Annotated in this window: 19 protein-coding genes and 2 tRNA genes; 10 read left to right on the top strand and 11 right to left on the bottom strand. The window is 72.4% G+C overall.

All coding sequences use genetic code 11. The annotated features are described in order from the left end of the window. Positions 1 to 11: 11 nt before the first annotated feature. Entirely contained in the window at positions 12 to 1,211 is a 1,200-nt protein-coding gene (locus ABZU53_RS03765; protein ID WP_354861345.1) for a glycosyltransferase, read from the bottom strand. Positions 1,212 to 1,440: 229 nt separating this feature from the next. Here ABZU53_RS03765 and ABZU53_RS03770 point away from each other — a divergent pair, with 229 nt between their 5' ends. The 3 genes from ABZU53_RS03770 (at position 1,441) to ABZU53_RS03780 (ending at position 3,900) form a co-directional block, all read left to right on the top strand. Then, the gene (locus ABZU53_RS03770; RefSeq protein ID WP_355063678.1) at positions 1,441 to 2,436 is read left to right on the top strand and encodes an SDR family oxidoreductase; all 996 of its coding nucleotides are present in this window, start codon (positions 1,441 to 1,443) and stop codon (positions 2,434 to 2,436) included. Then, the gene (locus ABZU53_RS03775) at positions 2,436 to 3,239 is read left to right on the top strand and encodes an ATP-binding protein (protein ID WP_354861348.1); all 804 of its coding nucleotides are present in this window, start codon (positions 2,436 to 2,438) and stop codon (positions 3,237 to 3,239) included. Before ABZU53_RS03770 ends, ABZU53_RS03775 begins: the two co-directional genes overlap by 1 nt. Before the next feature lie 88 nt (positions 3,240 to 3,327). After that, positions 3,328 to 3,900, top strand: a complete 573-nt coding sequence (locus ABZU53_RS03780) for a DUF5709 domain-containing protein (protein ID WP_354861350.1) — start codon at positions 3,328 to 3,330, stop codon at positions 3,898 to 3,900. A 5-nt stretch (positions 3,901 to 3,905) separates the two neighbouring features. Here the strand turns inward: ABZU53_RS03780 and ABZU53_RS03785 are convergent, their stop codons facing one another. Beyond that, positions 3,906 to 4,553: a response regulator transcription factor gene (locus tag ABZU53_RS03785; RefSeq protein WP_354861371.1), complete on the bottom strand. Its 648-nt coding sequence runs from the start codon at positions 4,551 to 4,553 to the stop codon at positions 3,906 to 3,908. A gap of 14 nt (positions 4,554 to 4,567) precedes the next feature. Next, complete coding sequence (locus ABZU53_RS03790) at positions 4,568 to 5,689, bottom strand: DUF5931 domain-containing protein (protein ID WP_355063680.1); 1,122 nt, start codon at positions 5,687 to 5,689, stop codon at positions 4,568 to 4,570. 117 nt (positions 5,690 to 5,806) lie between these two features. Between ABZU53_RS03790 and ABZU53_RS03795 the strand changes: the two genes are divergently transcribed. After that, positions 5,807 to 6,262 (top strand): ATP-binding protein, encoded by a 456-nt coding sequence (locus ABZU53_RS03795; RefSeq protein ID WP_354861354.1) that lies wholly within the window; start codon positions 5,807 to 5,809, stop codon positions 6,260 to 6,262. Positions 6,263 to 6,286: 24 nt separating this feature from the next. Here the strand turns inward: ABZU53_RS03795 and ABZU53_RS03800 are convergent, their stop codons facing one another. Then, positions 6,287 to 7,225, bottom strand: coding sequence for a ribose-phosphate pyrophosphokinase (locus ABZU53_RS03800; protein WP_354861355.1), 939 nt, complete (start codon positions 7,223 to 7,225; stop codon positions 6,287 to 6,289). A gap of 77 nt (positions 7,226 to 7,302) precedes the next feature. Between ABZU53_RS03800 and ABZU53_RS03805 the strand changes: the two genes are divergently transcribed. From ABZU53_RS03805 to ABZU53_RS03815, 3 genes are all read left to right on the top strand, one after another. Further along, entirely contained in the window at positions 7,303 to 7,434 is a 132-nt protein-coding gene (locus tag ABZU53_RS03805; protein WP_355063682.1) for a hypothetical protein, read from the top strand. Further along, positions 7,416 to 7,838, top strand: a complete 423-nt coding sequence (locus ABZU53_RS03810) for a DUF3592 domain-containing protein (protein ID WP_354861357.1) — start codon at positions 7,416 to 7,418, stop codon at positions 7,836 to 7,838. The genes ABZU53_RS03805 and ABZU53_RS03810 overlap by 19 nt, the downstream gene beginning before the upstream one ends. A 72-nt stretch (positions 7,839 to 7,910) precedes the next feature. Continuing rightward, positions 7,911 to 8,360, top strand: a complete 450-nt coding sequence (locus tag ABZU53_RS03815) for a YbaB/EbfC family nucleoid-associated protein (protein ID WP_355063684.1) — start codon at positions 7,911 to 7,913, stop codon at positions 8,358 to 8,360. A gap of 21 nt (positions 8,361 to 8,381) precedes the next feature. Here ABZU53_RS03815 and ABZU53_RS03820 read toward each other — a convergent pair whose 3' ends face one another. After that, positions 8,382 to 8,831 (bottom strand): hypothetical protein, encoded by a 450-nt coding sequence (locus tag ABZU53_RS03820; RefSeq protein ID WP_354861361.1) that lies wholly within the window; start codon positions 8,829 to 8,831, stop codon positions 8,382 to 8,384. Between the two features lie 104 nt (positions 8,832 to 8,935). On the opposite strand from ABZU53_RS03820, the gene ABZU53_RS03825 reads away from it, so the two are divergent. Next, the gene (locus tag ABZU53_RS03825; protein ID WP_354861363.1) at positions 8,936 to 9,229 is read left to right on the top strand and encodes a hypothetical protein; all 294 of its coding nucleotides are present in this window, start codon (positions 8,936 to 8,938) and stop codon (positions 9,227 to 9,229) included. 17 nt (positions 9,230 to 9,246) lie between these two features. Then, positions 9,247 to 10,143, top strand: coding sequence for a hypothetical protein (locus tag ABZU53_RS03830; protein ID WP_355063686.1), 897 nt, complete (start codon positions 9,247 to 9,249; stop codon positions 10,141 to 10,143). A gap of 34 nt (positions 10,144 to 10,177) precedes the next feature. Here the strand turns inward: ABZU53_RS03830 and ABZU53_RS03835 are convergent, their stop codons facing one another. Further along, entirely contained in the window at positions 10,178 to 11,011 is an 834-nt protein-coding gene (locus ABZU53_RS03835; RefSeq protein ID WP_354861367.1) for a phosphoribosylaminoimidazolesuccinocarboxamide synthase, read from the bottom strand. Between the two features lie 145 nt (positions 11,012 to 11,156). Between ABZU53_RS03835 and ABZU53_RS03840 the strand changes: the two genes are divergently transcribed. Continuing rightward, a complete protein-coding gene (locus tag ABZU53_RS03840) occupies positions 11,157 to 12,488 on the top strand; it encodes an extracellular solute-binding protein (RefSeq protein ID WP_354861369.1) in 1,332 nt (443 codons plus the stop codon). 97 nt (positions 12,489 to 12,585) lie between these two features. Here ABZU53_RS03840 and ABZU53_RS03845 read toward each other — a convergent pair whose 3' ends face one another. The 5 genes from ABZU53_RS03845 to ABZU53_RS03865 form a co-directional block, all read right to left on the bottom strand. Continuing rightward, complete coding sequence (locus ABZU53_RS03845; RefSeq protein WP_354862718.1) at positions 12,586 to 12,837, bottom strand: hypothetical protein; 252 nt, start codon at positions 12,835 to 12,837, stop codon at positions 12,586 to 12,588. A gap of 211 nt (positions 12,838 to 13,048) precedes the next feature. Beyond that, a tRNA-Met gene (locus ABZU53_RS03850) sits at positions 13,049 to 13,125 on the bottom strand. A gap of 124 nt (positions 13,126 to 13,249) precedes the next feature. After that, positions 13,250 to 13,323 (bottom strand) — tRNA-Met (locus ABZU53_RS03855). A gap of 60 nt (positions 13,324 to 13,383) precedes the next feature. After that, positions 13,384 to 14,331 carry a hypothetical protein gene (locus ABZU53_RS03860; protein WP_355063688.1) on the bottom strand — a complete coding sequence of 316 codons (948 nt, stop codon included), beginning with the start codon at positions 14,329 to 14,331 and terminating at the stop codon, positions 13,384 to 13,386. 280 nt (positions 14,332 to 14,611) lie between these two features. Further along, positions 14,612 to 17,611 carry a UPF0182 family protein gene (locus ABZU53_RS03865; RefSeq protein ID WP_355063690.1) on the bottom strand — a complete coding sequence of 1,000 codons (3,000 nt, stop codon included), beginning with the start codon at positions 17,609 to 17,611 and terminating at the stop codon, positions 14,612 to 14,614. Positions 17,612 to 17,613: the final 2 nt, after the last annotated feature.

Raw genomic sequence — 17,613 nt, forward strand, 5'->3', positions numbered from 1 at the left:
GGTTTCTCGGCTCAGGCTTCGACGGGCTTGCGGCGGCTCACCACCCGCTCGTAGAGACGTTCCAACGCCCCGGCGGTCCGCTCCCACGTGTAGCTGCTGCGGACCCGGTCCACGGCGGCGTGACCGTAGGCGAACCGGCCGGCGTTGTCGGCGAGCAGCCGGCGCAGGGAGACCCCGAGCGTCCGCACGTCGCCGGGAGGCACCAGACGGCCGGTTACCTCGTCGACCACCGCGTCCGCCAGGCCGCCCATCGCGTAACCGACCACCGGCACCCCGCAGGCCATGGCCTCCAGGGAGACCCGTCCCGCCGAGGAGTAGTGCGGCGTGCAGGCCACCACGTCGGCCGACCGGTACCAGGTGGCCATCTGGTCGTGCGGCACCGCCCCGACCAGGCGCACCTGCTCGGCCACCCCGGCCCGCTCGGCCAGCTCGCGGAGGCGACGCGCCTCCGCGTGGTTGGCCAGCTGGCCGGCCGGTGGGCCACCGGCGATCACCAGTTCGGCGTCGCCGACCAGCCGCATCGCCCGGATCAGGTCGTCCTGGCCATGCCCCGGGGACAGTCCGCCGACGGAGAGGATCCGGGCCCGCTGTTCGCGCGGGGCCGCCTCACCGTCGGGGTGGAACTGCGCGGTGTCCACCCCGGCCGGCACCATCGCCACGGAGGTACGTTGCAGACCCATCCGGGTCAGCTCGTCCACCTCGTCGTTGCACTGGGCGACGGCGATGTCCACCGCCCGGGTCAGCGCCCGCTCCAGCGGGATCCGCTCCCCCGGGCCGTCGTACTCGCCGCCCAGGTGGCGCAGCTGCTCCACACCGAGCGAATGAAAGGTCTGCACGACCGGGATGTCGGTCTCCCGGACGGCGTGCGCGGCGGCCAGGCCACCGATCCAGTAGTGCCCGTGCACCACCTCGGGGCGCCAGGCGCCGCCCCACTCGTCGGTCAGCCAGCGCCCGAACTCGGTGACGTGCGGGATCAGACCGGCGGTGGGCAGGGCGGTCGCCGGGCCGACGGGCACCCGGTGCACCCGGTAGCCGCCGACGTCCACAGTCGCCGGCAGGTCCGGGTCGTCCCGGCGCTCGTAGATGCGGACATCGTGGCCTCTGCCAGCCAGCTCGGCGGCGACCCGCGCGATGTGTTGTTGGGTGCCGACCGGCGGGCCGTCGGCGTGCCGGTACGAGCTGGTGTGCGCGCAGACGAGGCCGACGCGCATGGGTCACCTCCCTGCGATCTTTTCCTCGGCGGTCCCGGTCAGAGCGTCCCATTAACCTCGGAGCCCCGAGCCGAAACCTGGCAGATCGGGAACAGTCACCGCGAGTGCCGCCGACACTTGCGCCACGGCAACCACATGAGCCCCGATTCGACGACGTATCGGACGGATCGCCGATGATCGTCGGGCGGCTGCTGGTATGACCGGGCCCGCCCGGGGGTACCGCTGGAGAATGCCGCTGACCCGCACCCTCGACGATTCGACCGTGGTGATCACCGGCGCGTCCAGCGGGATCGGCACCGCCACCGCGTACGCGCTGGCTCGCCGGGGCGCCGCCGTGGTGCTCGCCGCCCGCAGCGAGCCCGCGCTGCGACAGGTCGCCCAGCGCTGCCGGGAGCTGGGCGGCCGGGCGGTGGCCGTCCCGACCGACGTGACCGACCTGGAGTCGGTGCAGCGGCTGGCCGACCGCGCGGTGGGCGAATTCGGCCGCATCGACGCCTGGGTGAACAACGCCGCGGTGAGCGCGGTGGGCCTGTTCGACGAGATCCCCGTCGCCGAGTTCCGGCGCGTGCTGGAGGTCAACCTGCTGGGCACGGTGCACGGCATCAAGGCCGCGTTGCCGTACCTCGGCGCGGCCGGCGGCGGCGTGCTGGTCAACAACGCGTCGGTGCTGGCCGAGGTGGCGATGCCCTACCAGTCGGCGTACAACGCGGCCAAGCACGGCATCCGCGGGCTGACCGACACCGTCCGGCAGGAGCTGCGGGTCACCGGTCGGGGGCAGATCTCCGTCTGCGCCGTGCTGCCGGCCACCATCGACACCCCCTTCTTCCGGCACGCGGCCAACCACAGCGGTCGCGAGCTGGTGCCACCCCCGCCGATCTACCCGCCGGAGGTGGTCGCCGAGACGATCGTGCGGTTGCTGCGCCGGCCGCGTCGCGAGGCGTACGCCGGTGGCGCCGCGCGGCTGCTCGGCCTGCAGTGGCGGCTGGCGCCGGCGCTGGTCGAGCGCACCCTCGGCTGGTACGTCCACCGCACCCAGTTCGGTCCGGGTGCGCGGCTGGACAGCACCGGAAACGTGTTCCACGCCGACGGGCAGGCCAGCCGCGGCGGTGGCTGGCACGGTCGGCGGCGTCAGCTGGTGCGGATGACCGCCGCGTTCGGTCTCGCCGCGGCCGGCACCGCCGTCGGCACGATGGCCATGAACCGCCGCTCCCGGTCGGATCACTGATGGCTGGCGTCGATCGACCGGACGCGCCGTTCGTCCGCGGGCCACGCCCCGAGGCGACCATCCCGGTGGACGAGCGCTGCCGGGTGGAGGTCGACGAGTCGTCCCCGGTCATCCGGTTGAGCGGGGTGCTCGACACCGCCGAGGCCGACCGGGTCCACGACGCGTTGCTCGCACGGCTCAGCGACCGGCCCGGCCCGGTGGTCGCCGACGTGACCGGGCTGCGGGTCACCGACCCGGCCGGACGGAGCGTCTTCGCCGAGGTCCGCCGGGAGATCGCCGACTGGCCGGCCGCGGACCTGCTGCTGTGCGACCCGGCGGTCTCCGGGCCCGGTCGCCCCGACGCCGTCCTGGCGGGTGTGCCGGCCTGGCCCACCCTCGACGCCGCGCTGGCCGCGGTCGCCGCGGCGCTGGCGGCGGTGCTGACCGCCGAGCTGCCGCCGACCGCGGAGTCCGCCCGGCAGGCCCGCGAGCTGGTCGCCACCGGTTGTGCGCGCTGGGGCATGCCGGCCCTGACCGAGCCGGCGCAGATCGCGGTCACCGAGATGGTCAACAACGTGGTCACGCACGCCCGGACCCCGATGAGCGTCCGGTTGGCGCCGCAGGACCACACCCTGCGCCTGGCGGTTCGGGACCACTCGTCGCGCCGGCCCACGTTCGCCGGTCTGTCCCCGCCGAACCGGGTGGGTGGCCGGGGTCTGCTGCTGATCGACACCGTGGCCCGCCGGTGGGGCACCAGCATGGTGCCGGACGGCAAGGTCGTCTGGTGCGTGCTGCATCCGGACGACGAGGCGGCGCACGGCTGACGGGCTTCCCGCACCCGGTGTCCGGTTCGCCGCCGCATGACCGGCGGTGCTCCGGTTACGGCGGGAGGGCAGCGGGTAGTGATCAGACATGCGCGACAACGAGTACCCGACCCCCGTGTCCGACACCGAGGCGGAGGGGCTGCCCGACACCGCCGATGACGACTCGAGCGCCAACGACGACGTGCTCACCGGGCGCGAGGCGGACGGCCCGGAGCCGGCCCAGCTGCCCGGCGACCGGACGCCGGTGGCGGTGGACCGCTTCGGGACGACCGCCGAGGAGCAACTGGACGGGGAGTCGTTGGACTACAAGCTCGACCGAGAGGTCTACGAGCGCCCGGTGGACGACCCCCTGGCCGGCCCGGTCGACCCGAAGATCGCCTTCGAGGCGGAGAACGAGGCCGCCGCGGCGGAGGCCCAGCTGGACGCCGACGTGATGGACCCGGGGCCCACCTCGGATCCCAACTCGCCGGTCTCCCTCTACGACCACGGCCAGCTCGGCACGGTCGCCGACGCCACCGTGGGCCGGCTCGTGGAACCGGACGAGGGGGCGCACACCGACCAGGAGACCGACTCCGTGGCGTACGACGCCGGGTCGGCGGGCGGCGGGGCGACCGCGGAGGAGCTGGCCATCCACGAGACCGAGCCGCCGCGCTCGGTCTGAGCCGATCAGTCGTCCAGGCCACGCTCGATCGCGTAACGGGTCAACTCGACCCGGTTGTGCAGCTGCAGCTTGCCCAGCGTGTTCTGCACGTGGTTCTGCACGGTGCGGTGGGACAGGCCGAGCCGCTGCGCGATCTGCTTGTACGACATTCCCTTGGCCACCAGGCGCAGCACCTCCGTCTCCCGGTCGGTGAGGCGGGGCATTCCCGGCTCCGCGTCCCCGCTCGTGCCCTGTCCCGGCCCGGCGGCCATCCGCCGGTACTCCCCCAGCACCAACCCCGCCAGGCCGGGCGTGAAGACCGGGTCACCGGCGGCGGTGCGGCGGACCGCGTCGAGGAACGCGGCGGGCGCCGTCGACTTCACCAGGTAGCCGGTGGCGCCCGCCTTGACCGCGTCGAGCACGCCCTGCTCCTCGCCGCTGGCGCTGAGCATCAGCACCCGGACCTCGGGCAGCGCGGCGCGCAGCCCGACGACCACCTCGACCCCGGAGATGTCCGGTAGTTGCAGGTCGAGGACCACCACGTCGGGTCGGGCGGCGGCGGCGACCCGGATCGCCTGCCGCCCCTCGCCGCTGGTCGCCACCACCAGGAAGCCAGCCTCGGCCAGATCTCGGGCCACGCCCTCGCGCCACATCGGATGGTCGTCGACCACCATCACCCGCACCGCCGTCACCGCTGCACCCTCGGCACGATCAGCTCGATCTCGGTGCCCGCGTCGGGGGTCGACATGATCCGGACCGTACCCCCGAGGTCGGTCACCCGACCGCGGATCGACTGGGCCACGCCGAGCCGCCCCTGCGCGGCGGCCTCGACCAGTCTGCCGTCCGGGATGCCCGGCCCCTCGTCGCGGATCGACACGGTCACGGTCTCCCCCTCATCCTCGATCAACACCCAGGCCCGCCCGCCGGCGTGGCGGCCCACGTTGTCCAGGGCCGCGCCGGCCGCCGCCGCCAACTCGCCGGCCACCTGCCGGGGCAGGGTCACCGGCGTGGCGGGGGCCGAGAGCGACACCGCCGCCGAGGCGTACCGGCCGAGCAGGCTCCGCAGGTCCACCACTTCCGCCCCGGCGGCGGCCGGTGCGATGCCCGTGATCAGTGCCCGCAGGGCGGCCTCCTGCTCACCGGCGAGCCGGGCCAGTTCGCCGGCCTCGCCGGGCAGGTGCGCGCCGCGCCGCTGCACCAGCGCCAGCACCTGGAGCACCGAGTCGTGGATGTCGCGTGCCAGTCGTTCCCGCTCCCGGGTGGCCGCCTCCAGCTCCACCGCGTGTTGCAGGCGTTCCTCGGCGGTCACGGCGAGCCGGGCGACATGGCCGACCACCACCCCGGCGAGCAGCAGCAGGATCACCCCGGTGAAGGAGGACTGGCTGATCCGTTCCCGGGTGGCCACGTCCGCGCCGGCCACCAGCAGCGCGGCCACCGTGCCCCGCCGCCGGCCGCCGGAGACGGCCCAGGCCAGCACCGGGCCGGCCATCCAGGCAACCCCCAGGGTGGGTACGCCGTGGGCGAGCGCCTCCCGTCCGATCACCCAGGGGGTGGACAGCACGATGGCGACCACCACCCCGAGGTCGGCCAGCAGCAGCGGCCAGCGGCGCCAGGCGGGCCGGGCGTACCCGACGGCGGTCGCCCCGGTCCAGAGGATCATCGCCAGGATCAGGGCGCCGACGGCGAACGGGTGGTCGTACCGGTCGGCGTCGCGCACGGCGAGCGCGCAGACATACCCGAGGGAGGCCACCCGGAACACCGTGAGCGCCCGCCAGAGCGGCACCTCGAAACCACCCGGCGGCGACGGCATGGCGGTCAGGATGCCACAGCCGGGCCGACGGCGCGGGGTCACGGAGTGCGCCTCACGTAACCCTGACGTACGGTTGAAAAGCCGCGAATACTCCGAGATCCGCTGTCGGGACGGGCCATGACGAATGCAGATCCGCACGCACCGCGTACGGTTGTGCCCATCGAACCCTCCCTCCTGATCGCCGAGGCCTTCGAGCAGGCCCAGGTGACCGAGATTCGACACTCGGTCACCTCTTGCGCGCACGCCTCCGGCCTCGACGGCCAACGGCTGGACGACTTCGTGCTGGCGGTCAACGAGTTGATCACCAACGCGGTGCGGCACGGCGGTGGGCGCGGGTGGCTGCGGCTCTGGCGGGAGCCCAGCGCGCTGTTCTGCGAGGTGGCGGACCACGGGCAGGGCATCACCCCGCAGCGGCTGGGCGACCGGAGTCGGCCCGCCCCGGACACGGCCGGCGGGTGGGGTCTCTGGCTGGCCCGGGAGCTGACCGACGCCATGGAGATCGCCACCAGCGCCGCCGGCACCACCGTCCGCATCACCGCCACCCTCGCCGCCACCGACCGCACCCAGCGCTGAGACCGGGCCGGGGCGCGGGCGGGCTCAGCCGAAGAGGGCCGAGACCGATTCCCCGTTGTGGATCCGGCGCATGGCCTCGGCCAGGGCGGGAGCCACCGAGAGGACCTGGAGTTTCCCGACCCGCTTCGCGGCCGGAATGGGGACCGTGTTGGTGCAGACGATCTCCAACACGCCGTCCTGCTCGCTGAGCCGCCGCAGTGCGTCGCCGGAGAACAGGCCGTGCGTGCAGGCCAGCCGGATCGAGCGCACCTTCAGGCCACGCAGGTGCTCCATCAGCTCGACCACCGTGCTGCCCTTGGCGATCTCGTCGTCCAGCACGATGACGTCCCGATCGGCGACCTCGCCGATCACCGCGCTGATCTTGACCAGGTCGTCGCTGAACCGCTGCTTCGCACCGGCCGCCACCGGCGTGCCGAGCAGCCGGGCGAAGGCGGCGGCCTCCTTGGCGTTGCCCAGATCGGGCGAGACCACCACGGTGTTGCTGAGGTCGTAGCGCCGGAAGTGGGTGGCCAACTCGCGCAGCGCGTGCAGATGATCCACCGGGACGCTGAAGAAGCCGTGCACCTGCGGCGAGTGCAGGGTCATCGCGAGCACCCGGTCCGCCCCCGCCGAGGTGAGCAGGTCGGCGACGAGCCGGGCGCCGATCGAGATCCGCGGCGCGTCCTTCTTGTCCGAGCGGGCGTACGCGTAGTGCGGCAGCACCACAGTGATCCGGCCGGCGGACGCGCCCCGCGCCGCGTCGATCATCAACAACAGCTCGACGAGGTTCTCCTGCACCGGGGGCACCAGCGGCTGGATCAGGAAGACGTCCCGCTCCCGGCAGTTGGCCTGCAACTGCACTTCCAGGCAGTCGTTGGCGAACCGGGAGACCCGCACCGGATGCAGCGGCACCCCCAGGTGGGCGCAGATCTCGGCAGCCAGGTCGGGATGGGCGGTTCCACTGAAAACGGCGATGTCGCGCACGTTCGCACATCGTAGGCGACGAGGAGGCCAACGTGACGGCGGTCGCTCCGCGCCGCCGCTTTGGGTACGGTGCTGCCGTGACCCCCGAGTACGTCGCCGCCATCGACCAGGGCACCACCTCCTCGCGGTGCATCGTCTTCGACTCCACCGACGCGGCCGGGCTCGCTGCGCGATCCGAGAGGATGACGAGATGCCGTACCTGGTCCTGACGATCATGGCGAGCCTCGGTCTGGCCGGCATGGCGTACGCGGCCGTCCGTTTCTGGCGGGACCTCGGCCTGCTGCGGCGGGGCGTCCGGGTGCCGGGCGAGGTGGTGGAGCTCCGTCCGGTCACCTTCGGCCACGGCCCGCGCACCTACTACCCCGTCGTTCGGTACCAGACCGTCGACCGTTCCGTGGTCACCGCGACGCCGGGGCGTTGGCGGCAGACCCCGCTGTCGACGGCGCCCGGGCCGGTCACCGTGGTGCACGAGCCCTCCCGTCCGACCCGGATCCTGGTCGAGTCGCCGGCTCTGGGGGGAACGTCCTCAGTGGTCGTGCCGTTCGTCTCGCTGTTCGGCGTGAGCGCGACCGTGCTGGCCGTCGGCATCGTGGTCTTCTCGGTCCTGAGCTGATCCGCCCTCCACAGTGGTTGGCTGCGGTGGGTACCGTCGGCCGCGCAGGCAGACGACAGCGGGAGGGGCACGATGACCGGGCCGATCGGCACCACACCAACTCCGGGCGTGATGGCGCAGCTGGCGGCGCGGATGCGGGAGCAGTTGGGCCGCGGCGAGGAGCTGCGCGGCCGGTTGACCGGCCTGACCGGTCACGCGGAGAGCGAGAACGGGTTGGTGCGGGTCACCTGCACGGCCGAGGATCCCGCCCAGGAGCTGCACATCGATCCGCGGGCGCTGCGGATGCCCGCAGCCGAGCTGGCGGAGCTGATCTCCGGCCTCCTTCGGGCGGCGCGGGCCGACCTCCAGCGGGCCACCGCCGAGGTGATGCGCGAGTTCGGTGGTCCGGCCGGGCCCGCGGCGGTCCTGCACGACCCGGCGGCGGCGCAGGCCAAGCTGGCGCAGCTCAACGACATGGTCAGCGGGCCGATCCGGGAGAGCACGGAGATGTTGGAACGCCTGCGGCGTCAACTGGGGGTCTGACCCGAGCCGGCCCGGAGCGGGTCAGCGGCCCTGCCGCGCCCGCTTCGCGGCCGCCCGCACGAACACGACGGCGAGCGCCACCATCACCGCCAACAGGACCGAGCCCACCATCAGCGGGGCGATGAGCCAACTCATCAGGTTGACGGTGGCCCGCTCGCCGTTGGCCCAGCCGTCGACCTGCTCCCCCGCGCGCGGGGAGCCGCCGCCCACCGGGCCGGTGACCACCCGGCCGTCGGCCATGCTCCAGGTGCCGCGGCACCGCTCGGTCGCCTTCGGACCGCCGAGGTCGCACGACTCGACCTGGATGCTCACCCGCTCGGCGCCGATCAGATTGCGGCCGAGGCCGACGGGCAACACCAGGAGGACCAGGACCATGAGGATCGGCACCAGGACCCGCTGCCAGCGCGGCCGGCGGGCCATCCGGGTCACGTAGTCATCGGGGGGCGTCGACGCGGACCGTCCGGATGCCATGGGCCGCAGGCTACCAGCGACGGGCACCCCCGCCCATCCATGATCCTGTTAGGCTGTCCGCGCTCCGGCACCATGAACATCGATCACGTACACGGGGAGAGTCGATGATCGAGGTTGATCCGCCGGCGATCCGTGCGCTCGGCGACACGATCGAACGTCAGGTCGGGCCGCCCCTGGACGCCTGCGCCGAGCTGCTGACGTCCGCCCGCGCCATCGAACACAGCAACTTCACCTCGGTGGTGCCGCAACTCGCGGTCGCCTACGTCGGCGCCGTCGAGTTCGTCGAGGAGCAACTGCGCACCAAGCGCGAGCACCTCACCGAGGTCCGGTCCCGGTTGGTCCGCACCGCGGACAACTGGGAGGCCGCGGAGACCGCCAGCACCATCGTCCCCCGCTGAAGACGCCGGAGACCGACATGGCAGACCCTACCTACCCCGCGGCAGCCGCGAAGATCGCGCTGGTGGAGATCAGCCTGGCCGCCGCGGTCATCCCCGCCGCCTGGCCCATCGCCCAGATCGTCTACTTCAACCAGTGCGACCCAGAGACGATCATGCGCAAGGGCGGCGACTGGCTCGCCATGTACGACCAACTCGGCACCGCCCACGACAACCTCGACGACGCCGTCGCGACCCTGACACCGGCCCAGTGGAGCGGCCAGGACCGCGACGCGTTCGGGGTGCACATCAACGCCTACGGCGCGCAGGTCGTCGGCACCCAGGTGCTGGCGATCACCGTGGGCGTCACCATGCTCTGCGTCGGCGCCGCCCTGCTCTGCCTCGTCGTGGCGTACGCGGTGGTGTCCACCATCCTGGCGGTCTTCGCCACCTTCATCGCGGCGGCCTCGGCGACCGTCGTCGGAGCGCCCGCCGCGGCGTCCGCCGAGGCGACGGCGACCTCGTTCGCCGCCTCGGCGCTCAGCTTTCTGAAGGGGATCGAGGCGATGGCCGAGGCGATCGCCACCGGCGGAGCGGCGGCCATCGCGGGCGCCGCCTCGTTCGACGTCGGCACCCAGCTCGGCACCGGCGACACCGAGGTGCTCAAGGATCTGGTCCAGGCCACCGTCGACGGGCTCGACAACGTGGCCGCCGGGTTCCTGTCGAAGTGGGAGCGCGACTTCGTCGGCTACGGCATCCACAGCGGCGCCCGGCACGCCGTGGGTTCACCGACCGGGCCGGGCTACCTCATCTACGGCGGTGGGACCCAGGTCGCGCCGGCCGGTTCGGACGGCGACGGGGACACCGTCTGGGGCACCTCGGGCGTGGTGGACAACCTGTGGGCACGGCTGTTCGGGGGCGACGCCTGGAACCACTGAGCGAGCCGGGACGACACCCGTCCCGGCGCCGCGTTCACTCCCAGCGGTTGCCGGTGAGCTTCTCGTAGACCTCGACGTAGCGGGCGCGGGTCGCCTCGACGACCTCGGCGGGCACGTCCGGCGCCGGAGGCAGCTTGTTCCAACCGCTGCCGGTGGCCCAGTCCCGGACGTACTGCTTGTCGTAGGAGAACTGCACCCGGCCCGGCTGGTACGACTCGGCCGGCCAGAACCGCGACGAGTCGGAGGTGAGCAGCTCGTCGGCGAGCACCAGGGTGCCGTCCGGCGCCCAGCCCAGCTCGATCTTGGTGTCGGCGACCAGGATGCCCCGGTCGGCGGCCAGCTCGGCGCCACGCCGGTAGACGTCGATGGTGATCTGTCGCAGCCGCTCGGCGGTCGCCTCGCCCACCTTGTCCACCACGTCGGTGTACGTGATCGGCTCGTCGTGCTCGCCCGCCGGCGCCTTGCTCGACGGCGTGAAGATCGGCTCGGGCAGGATCGACGCCTCGCCGAGCCCGCGCGGCAGCGGTACGCCGGAGACCGCGCCGGTGCGCTCGTACTCCCGCAGGCCGCCGCCGGTGAGGTAACCCCGGGCGACGCACTCGACCGGGACCATGTCCAGCCGCTGGCAGCGGATGGCCCGCCCGGCGAACTCGGCCGGCACGTCGGTGGCCGAGATGACGTGGTTCGGCACCAGGTCGGCGAGCTGCTCGAACCACCACAGCGAGAGGGCGGTGAGCAGTCGACCCTTGTCCGGGATCGGTGTCGGGAGGGCCACGTCGTAGATCGAGATGCGGTCCGACGCGACCAGGATCAGGTCGTCGCCGTCGGCGTACACGTCCCGGACCTTGCCCGAGTGCAGAAGTTCCACGCGCCCTAGTACACCACGCGGCGACGCCGGGCCCGTTCCGGCACCCGTACCGCCCTCGGGCTGCCGGGTGACCGGACGGACGTTGACACCCTCCTGCGCCGCCTGCGTGAATGGTCCGACCCGTCCGTACGTGCCAGGAGACCCCGTGCCCGTTGTCCGTCCCCCGATCGCCCGTTTCGGCGCCGACCCGGGCCGACGTCGAGTGCTCACCGCGCTGCTCGGCGCTCCCCTGCTGGCCACCGGTGGGCTGGCCGGATGCAGCGATGGCGCCGACACCTCGACCCAGGACGGGCCGATCGAGCTGTCGGTCTTCTGGTGGGGCGGGACGAAGCGGGCCGAGTTGACGGAAAAGGTCCTTCGGCTGTATTCGCAGCGCAACCCGCGGGTCAGCTTCCGGATCACCTGGCAGGGCGCCGACGGTTACTACGAGCGGCTGGCCACCCAGGCGGCCGGCGGCAACGTCCCGGACCTGATCCAGCTCGACGACGCCATGCTGACCGAGTACACCGAACGCCAGATCGCCCTCGACCTCACCGAAGCGACCGCCGATCACCGGTTGGACCTGCGTGGCCTGCCGGAGGGTCTGATCCGCTACGGCACCGTGGACGGGCGGACGATGGCGGTGGCCGCCGGGCAGACTCTCGCGGCCGTGGTCTTCAACCGTGACCTGCTGCGCGAGCTGCGGGTGCCCGAGCCGCGCGGCGGGATGTCCTGGGTGGACTACCTCGCCTGGGCGCAGCAGGTCACCGAGGCGAGCGACGGCCAGGTGGCCGGCACGATGGACGCGTCCGGCGACTACCGCGCCCTCTGGCTCTGGCTACGGTCCCAGGGCGGCGAGTTCTACCGCGGGCGGCAGCTCGGCTTTGGCGCCGAGGAGCTGATCGCCTGGTTCGAGCTGTGGCAGCGCGCCCGCACCGGGCGGGCCACGCCGGGCGCGGCCCTCGTCGACCAGGCCGACAGCGGGGAGCCGGCCCGGCAGTTGGTGGTCACCGGGTTGACCGCCGCGTCCTTCGCCTGGTCCCACCAGCTGCCGGAGCTGCAACGACTCACCGATTCCGAGCTGGGTGTGGTGGGCTTCCCCGGCCCGCCGGGCGCCCAGTGGGCGCGGGCGTCGATGTACTGGGCGGGGTTCCGGGGCACCCGCCACGCGGACACGGTGGCTGACGTGATCAACTTTCTGACCACGAACGGGGAGGCGGGCACCGTCCTCGGCCACGAGCGGGGCCTCAACGCCAGCCTCGCCGTCCGCCGCTACACCGAGGGCAGCATCACCGACCCGGCTCAGCAGCGCGCCGCCGCGTTCGGCGCCAGCATCGCCGACCAGTTGGGGCCGGCCCCCGCGCCACCGCCGAAGGGCCATCCCAAGGTGCGTTCCCTGCTGGTCACCGCGGCGGAGAGCCTCCGCGCCCGGCGTGCCGGCACGCGGGCGGCGACCTCACGTTTCCTCGCCCAGGCCAACGCCGCCCTGGCGGCCTGACCCACCGGCGGCCCACCGCCGCCAGCCACGCCCGCCGTCCGCCCCGGCCCGCCGCCGTCGACCGGTGGTCGTCGGCGGCCGGCCGGATGGGCCACGGTCAGCGCGGGGGGCCACCGCGTCGGCTGCGCGTCAGACGCAGCACCAGGAACACGATGATCGCCACCACCACGAGGCAGCAGAGCAGACCGAGGAAACCGAAGCCGCCGCCACGGGAGCGCCGCCGGGCGGCCTCCACCACCAACTCGCCGGTCCCCGTGGACGCCCAGGCCGCGACCGGCACGAAGACCGCCAGGACGACCGCACCGAGGACCGCGCTGAGCCGGCCCCACCACTTCCCGAATGAAGACATGCGCCCATCCTCGCCGAACGACGCAACCTCAGCACGTCGGTCCACGCCGAATTCACGCCGTTCGGGCGGCCGGAGCAGACCCGCCGCCCTTCTGCACCCTGCCCCTCGTCGGCAGCGCCCACCGGCCGACCCCCCACGCGCACCGCACCCGGCCGGGAAACAGAAAACCCGGCCCCATCATCTGGGGCCGGGTTCCGGTGTGCACTTTCCGTGGTAGCGGGGACAGGATTTGAACCTGCGACCTCTGGGTTATGAGCCCAGCGAGCTACCGAGCTGCTCCACCCCGCGTCGACTGGTTAACCCTAACCCATCCGCCCCGACGATGATCAGCGGGGGCCTCGACGGCCCGGGACACGGGTCCCGGAGATGGCGAAAGCCCGCCTCCGGAGATCCGGAGACGGGCTTTCAGTCGTAGCGGGGACAGGATTTGAACCTGCGACCTCTGGGTTATGAGCCCAGCGAGCTACCGAGCTGCTCCACCCCGCGTCGGCTCGTTAACCGTAGCGCACCGACCCGGGGCACCGCAAAACGACTCCGATACCGCCGTCAGCCGAGCCATTTCTCGATTGCCGCCACCGCCCGCCGGCTGTCGGCGTCGACCTGCGCGCGCTCGGCGGCGGTGTACTCCCAACCCTGCTCCCAGAGCACCGTCACCACGTCGTCGACCCGGACCGCCCGGACCAGTCGCACCTCGTACGCGCCCGGATCGCCCATGCCCTGCGGGTACGGGGCCCGCAGCTCGAACAGCACCGACTCGTCGCCGTACTCCCCCGGGTCCAGCAGTCGCTGCCGCCAGGTCCTGGTGTCGTCGGGCATCCTCTGCTCCGGGCAGGCGCGGACGGCCTGCCGCAGCTCCCGCAGCGCGTCGTCGGCGCGGCCGGAACGGTAGATCGTGATGCTGTGCGGGTAACTGCCGTCCGGCACGCTCCCCGTCGGGGTCTCCGGTCGCTTGTAGGCCATCGACCGGGCGCGGCGCTGCACCACGGCCGAGTCGCTGGGATACCGGGTCCCGCACAGCGCCGGCAGGACCGGGCCCGGCGCGGTCGATTCCAGGCCCGTCCGGTTGGCGGCCGCCAGGACGAAGAAGGCGCGGTCCGGGATCGAGGTCGGTGGGTGGGCGGTCGCCGCGCCGGTGGGCTCGGCCGAGGGCGTACCGCTCGGCGTGGCGCGCGACGGCGTCGGGGACGAGGGCGCCGTGGATGCCGACGGCGGCGCGGACGGCGACGGGGAGGGTGGAAGAGCCGACCCGGTGGGCAGCTGGGAGGCCGGCGTGCCGGCCGGTGGTGGCAGCGGCGCGGACCCGTCGGCGGAGAACGCCAGCCGCCCCCCGACGGCCACCCCGCCGAGCAGCACCGCCACCGCCAGCGCACTGCCGGCCACCCGGACCCGGGCCCGCCGGTCGGCGTGCCGACGGACCAGCTCGGGGTGGGCCACCTCGACACCGTCGGCCACGACGGTGAGCGACCGGTACAGGTCGGAGAGTTCAGCTGACATCGTTCGCCTCCAGCTCCTCGATGTGGACGTCGGGCAGCAGTCCGCCGGGCGGTGCTGCGGTAGAACTCGTCGAAGCTCTGTGCGTCCCTCACGCCTGCCCCCTTGTCCGCGCCCCGTTGCATCAAGGACGGCGGGAGGCGGTCGTGGGTTGCGGTTCAGCGGGACAAAGCGTGTCGGAGAGGCGACAGGCCGGCATAACGTACGGACGCGACGGAGCCCCCGCCGCCAGGACCGGACAGGTCCGACGACGAGGGCTCCGTGGTGCTCCTCGGGCGGCCGGTCAGCCGCCCGTGCCGGCGCTCGGGGTGGCGGTCGGCGCCGGCGACGCACCGCCGCTCGGCGCGCCGGTCGGGTTGGCGCCCTGCTGCGCCTGCTGGAACGCGGTGAGCGCCTCGTCCAACGCCTTGAGCGCGCGACCGTACCGCTCGAAGTCGCCGGAGGTCTGCGCGGCGCGAACCTCGGTGATGGCGGCCTGCACCCGGTCCGCGGCGGTGGCCAGCTCGCCGGCCGGCGGCGGAGTCGTGCTGCCCGGCGTCGGCGTCGCGCTCGGCGACGGGTTGGTCGGGTTACCACCCGTGGTCGGCGGCGGCGAGGTGCCCTGCCCGGCCTTTTTACCCTGCTCGACCAACTGCTTGATGCCGTCGTTGATGTTGTCGGCGAGCGCCACGAACGAGCCGCCGTCACCGTAGGAGAGCAGCACCTTCTGCAACAGCGGGTACGCGTCCTGCTGGTTGCTCTTCACGTAGACCGGCTCGACGTAGAGCATGCCGTCGGCGAAGGGCAGCGAGAGCAGGTTGCCGTACTGCACCTGCGCCTGGTTGCTGGAGAGCAGGTTGAGCTGCTGGCGGATGTTCGCGTTGTTGGTCATCTGCTGGTGCACCTGCACCGGCCCGGAGATCCGGGTCTGGTCCGGCAGCTCCAGCACCTCCAGCCGCGGCTTCCCGTCGACGTACGACCCGGAGATCAGCGCGGCCAGGTTCTGCCGGCCGTTCGGGGTGACCGCCGAGGTGAGCTGGAACCGCGGGCCCTCCTGGCCCGGGAACTGGGTGAACAGGTAGTACGGCGGCTGCTTCTGGCCGCTGTCCGGCGCGTCCGGCACGTTCGGCACCTGCCAGAAGTCCTGCGCGGAGTAGAAGTCACCCGGGTTGGTCACGTGGAACTTGGTGAGCAGGTTGCGCTGCACCTTGAACATGTCGGCCGGGTAGCGCAGGTGCTCCGTCAGCTCGACCGGGATGTCCGCCTTCGGCTTGATCAGGTCCCCGCCGAACGCCTTGTTCCACGCCTTGAGCACCGGGTCGGTGTCGTCGTACTCGTAGAGCGTCACGGTGCCGTCGTACGCGTCGACGGTGGCCTTCACCGAGTTGCGCATGTAGTTGACGTTCTCCCGGGCCAGCTGGAAGGTGCCCCGGTTGGTCAGCTCGTCGGTCGTCTCGACCTGGAGGTTGACCCGCTCGGCGTACGGGTAGGTCGCCGCCGTCGTGTAGCCGTCGACGATCCACTGCACCCGGCCGTCGACCACCGCCGGGTACGGGTCGCCGTCCAGGGTGAGGAACGGCGCGACCTTCTCCACCCGGTCCCGCGGGTTGCGCACGTACAGCAGCTTGGAGTCCTTGTTGACCGCCTCGGAGAGCAGGAAGTTCGACTCCTGCTCCTTGATGGCGTACAGCAGCCGCCGGGTGAACGAGCCGATCTTGACGCCGCCCTCGCCGGTGTAGGTGTAGGACTCGCCGCCACCCTCGCCGACCGGCCTGTCGAACTCGGCCTTCTTGTTCGGGTCGGACTGGCCGACGATCGCGTAGTCGTCGGGCGCCATCCGCTCGCCGTAGTAGATGCGGGGCTGCTTGGCCGGGATCTGCTCGGTCTGCGAGGAGCACGCCTCCTGGGTCCGCTCGCCGAGGAAACCCGAGACGAAGAACGGCTGCCCGCCGCACACCACCTGGTTCGCCGGGGCGGCCACCAGGCCGTACCCGTGGGTGTAGACGGTGTGCCGGTTGATCCAGGTGTTCTGCTGGTCGGTCAGCTCGCCGTAGTTGATCTCCCGGACGCCGACGACGTAGTCGGAGGTCTTGCCGTTCACCCCGTACCGGTCGATGTCCAGCTTGGGGCCGAAGTCGTAGAAGCCCCGCACCTGCTGGAGCTGGGTGTACGTCTCGCTGACCAGCTGCGGGTCGAGCAGCCGCACGTTCGACACGACGGACGTGTCGGTGGCCAGGTTCGCCGGTGGCTTGAGGTTGCTCGCCGCGTACGCGGTGGTGTCGGTGGCGCCCAGCCCGAACGCCGCCCGCGTCGCGTCGATGCTGCGCTGGATGTACGGCGCCTCCTTGTCCTTGGCGCTCGGCTTCACCTCGAAGGTCTGCACCGCCCAGGGGTAGATGCCGCCGATCGCCACGGCGGAGACGCCGAGCAGAGCGAGCGAGATGCCCGGCCACACCAGGTTCCGCATCCAGGCGTTGGAGAACACGATGATCGCGATCGCCACGACGATCGAGATGTACGCCAGGATCTCCTTCGCCGGCAGCAACGCGTTGACGTCGGCGTAGCCGGCGCCGTACAACTTGGCGCCCTCGTTGTACTCCAGCAGCATCGCCCGGCGGTCCAGCACGTACGCCAGGGCCTTGAGCAGCACGAACACCGCGACCAGGGTGCTCAGGTGAGCGCGGGCCGCGTTGCTCATCCGGTCGCCGATGCCCTGCAGGCGGACCCCGCCGAAGAGGTAGTGCACCGCCAGCGCGCCGATCAGGGCCAGCACCACGGCGGTGAAGCCGACACCGAGCAGGTAGCGCCAGAACGGCAGCTGGAAGACGTAGAAGCCGATGTCCACCCCGAACTCCGGGTCCTTGACCCCGAAGTCACCACCGTTGCGAAAGAGCAGCCACTGGTTCCACCGGCTCTGCGCGGACAGGCCGGCGAAGAGCCCGACCACGGCGGCGGTCAGCGCGATCCAGGTGCCGAGGCGCGGGCTGAGCACCATCCGGTAACGCTCCAGGGTGGCCTGCTCCACCGAGTGCGGCCGCAGCCGCGGACGCAGCCGGTGGGCCAGCCACAGGTTGCCGCCGACGACCAGCGCCATGCCGAGCCCGATGACGAGGAACAGCATCAGCCGGGTGACCAGCACACCGGTGAAGACCTCGGTGTAGCGGACCTCGTCGAACCAGAGCCAGTCCGTCCAGGCCTGGACACCCCAGCCGAGCAGGGTGAAGAGCACGAACACCCCGACCAGGACAGCGATGGTGACGCGGCCGCGCCGGCTCATCCTCGGCAGGGGGCTGCTGCTACGCATTA

Source organism: Micromonospora sp. NPDC005194, assembly GCF_040608335.1.
In the GTDB taxonomy this organism is placed as follows: Bacteria; Actinomycetota; Actinomycetes; order Mycobacteriales; family Micromonosporaceae; genus Micromonospora.

Bases quoted from the DNA above. Each gene is read 5' to 3' on its own strand.
- ABZU53_RS03765 (WP_354861345.1), bottom strand. From the start codon at position 1,211: ATGCGCGTCGGCCTCGTCTGCGCGCACACCAGCTCGTACCGGCACGCC.
- ABZU53_RS03770 (WP_355063678.1), top strand. From the start codon at position 1,441: ATGCCGCTGACCCGCACCCTCGACGATTCGACCGTGGTGATCACCGGC.
- ABZU53_RS03775 (WP_354861348.1), top strand. From the start codon at position 2,436: ATGGCTGGCGTCGATCGACCGGACGCGCCGTTCGTCCGCGGGCCACGC.
- ABZU53_RS03780 (WP_354861350.1), top strand. From the start codon at position 3,328: ATGCGCGACAACGAGTACCCGACCCCCGTGTCCGACACCGAGGCGGAG.
- ABZU53_RS03785 (WP_354861371.1), bottom strand. From the start codon at position 4,553: ATGGTGGTCGACGACCATCCGATGTGGCGCGAGGGCGTGGCCCGAGAT.
- ABZU53_RS03790 (WP_355063680.1), bottom strand. From the start codon at position 5,689: ATGCCGTCGCCGCCGGGTGGTTTCGAGGTGCCGCTCTGGCGGGCGCTC.
- ABZU53_RS03795 (WP_354861354.1), top strand. From the start codon at position 5,807: ATGACGAATGCAGATCCGCACGCACCGCGTACGGTTGTGCCCATCGAA.
- ABZU53_RS03810 (WP_354861357.1), top strand. From the start codon at position 7,416: ATGCCGTACCTGGTCCTGACGATCATGGCGAGCCTCGGTCTGGCCGGC.
- ABZU53_RS03815 (WP_355063684.1), top strand. From the start codon at position 7,911: ATGACCGGGCCGATCGGCACCACACCAACTCCGGGCGTGATGGCGCAG.
- ABZU53_RS03820 (WP_354861361.1), bottom strand. From the start codon at position 8,831: ATGGCATCCGGACGGTCCGCGTCGACGCCCCCCGATGACTACGTGACC.
- ABZU53_RS03825 (WP_354861363.1), top strand. From the start codon at position 8,936: ATGATCGAGGTTGATCCGCCGGCGATCCGTGCGCTCGGCGACACGATC.
- ABZU53_RS03830 (WP_355063686.1), top strand. From the start codon at position 9,247: ATGGCAGACCCTACCTACCCCGCGGCAGCCGCGAAGATCGCGCTGGTG.
- ABZU53_RS03845 (WP_354862718.1), bottom strand. From the start codon at position 12,837: ATGTCTTCATTCGGGAAGTGGTGGGGCCGGCTCAGCGCGGTCCTCGGT.
- ABZU53_RS03860 (WP_355063688.1), bottom strand. From the start codon at position 14,331: ATGTCAGCTGAACTCTCCGACCTGTACCGGTCGCTCACCGTCGTGGCC.
- ABZU53_RS03865 (WP_355063690.1), bottom strand. From the start codon at position 17,611: ATGCGTAGCAGCAGCCCCCTGCCGAGGATGAGCCGGCGCGGCCGCGTC.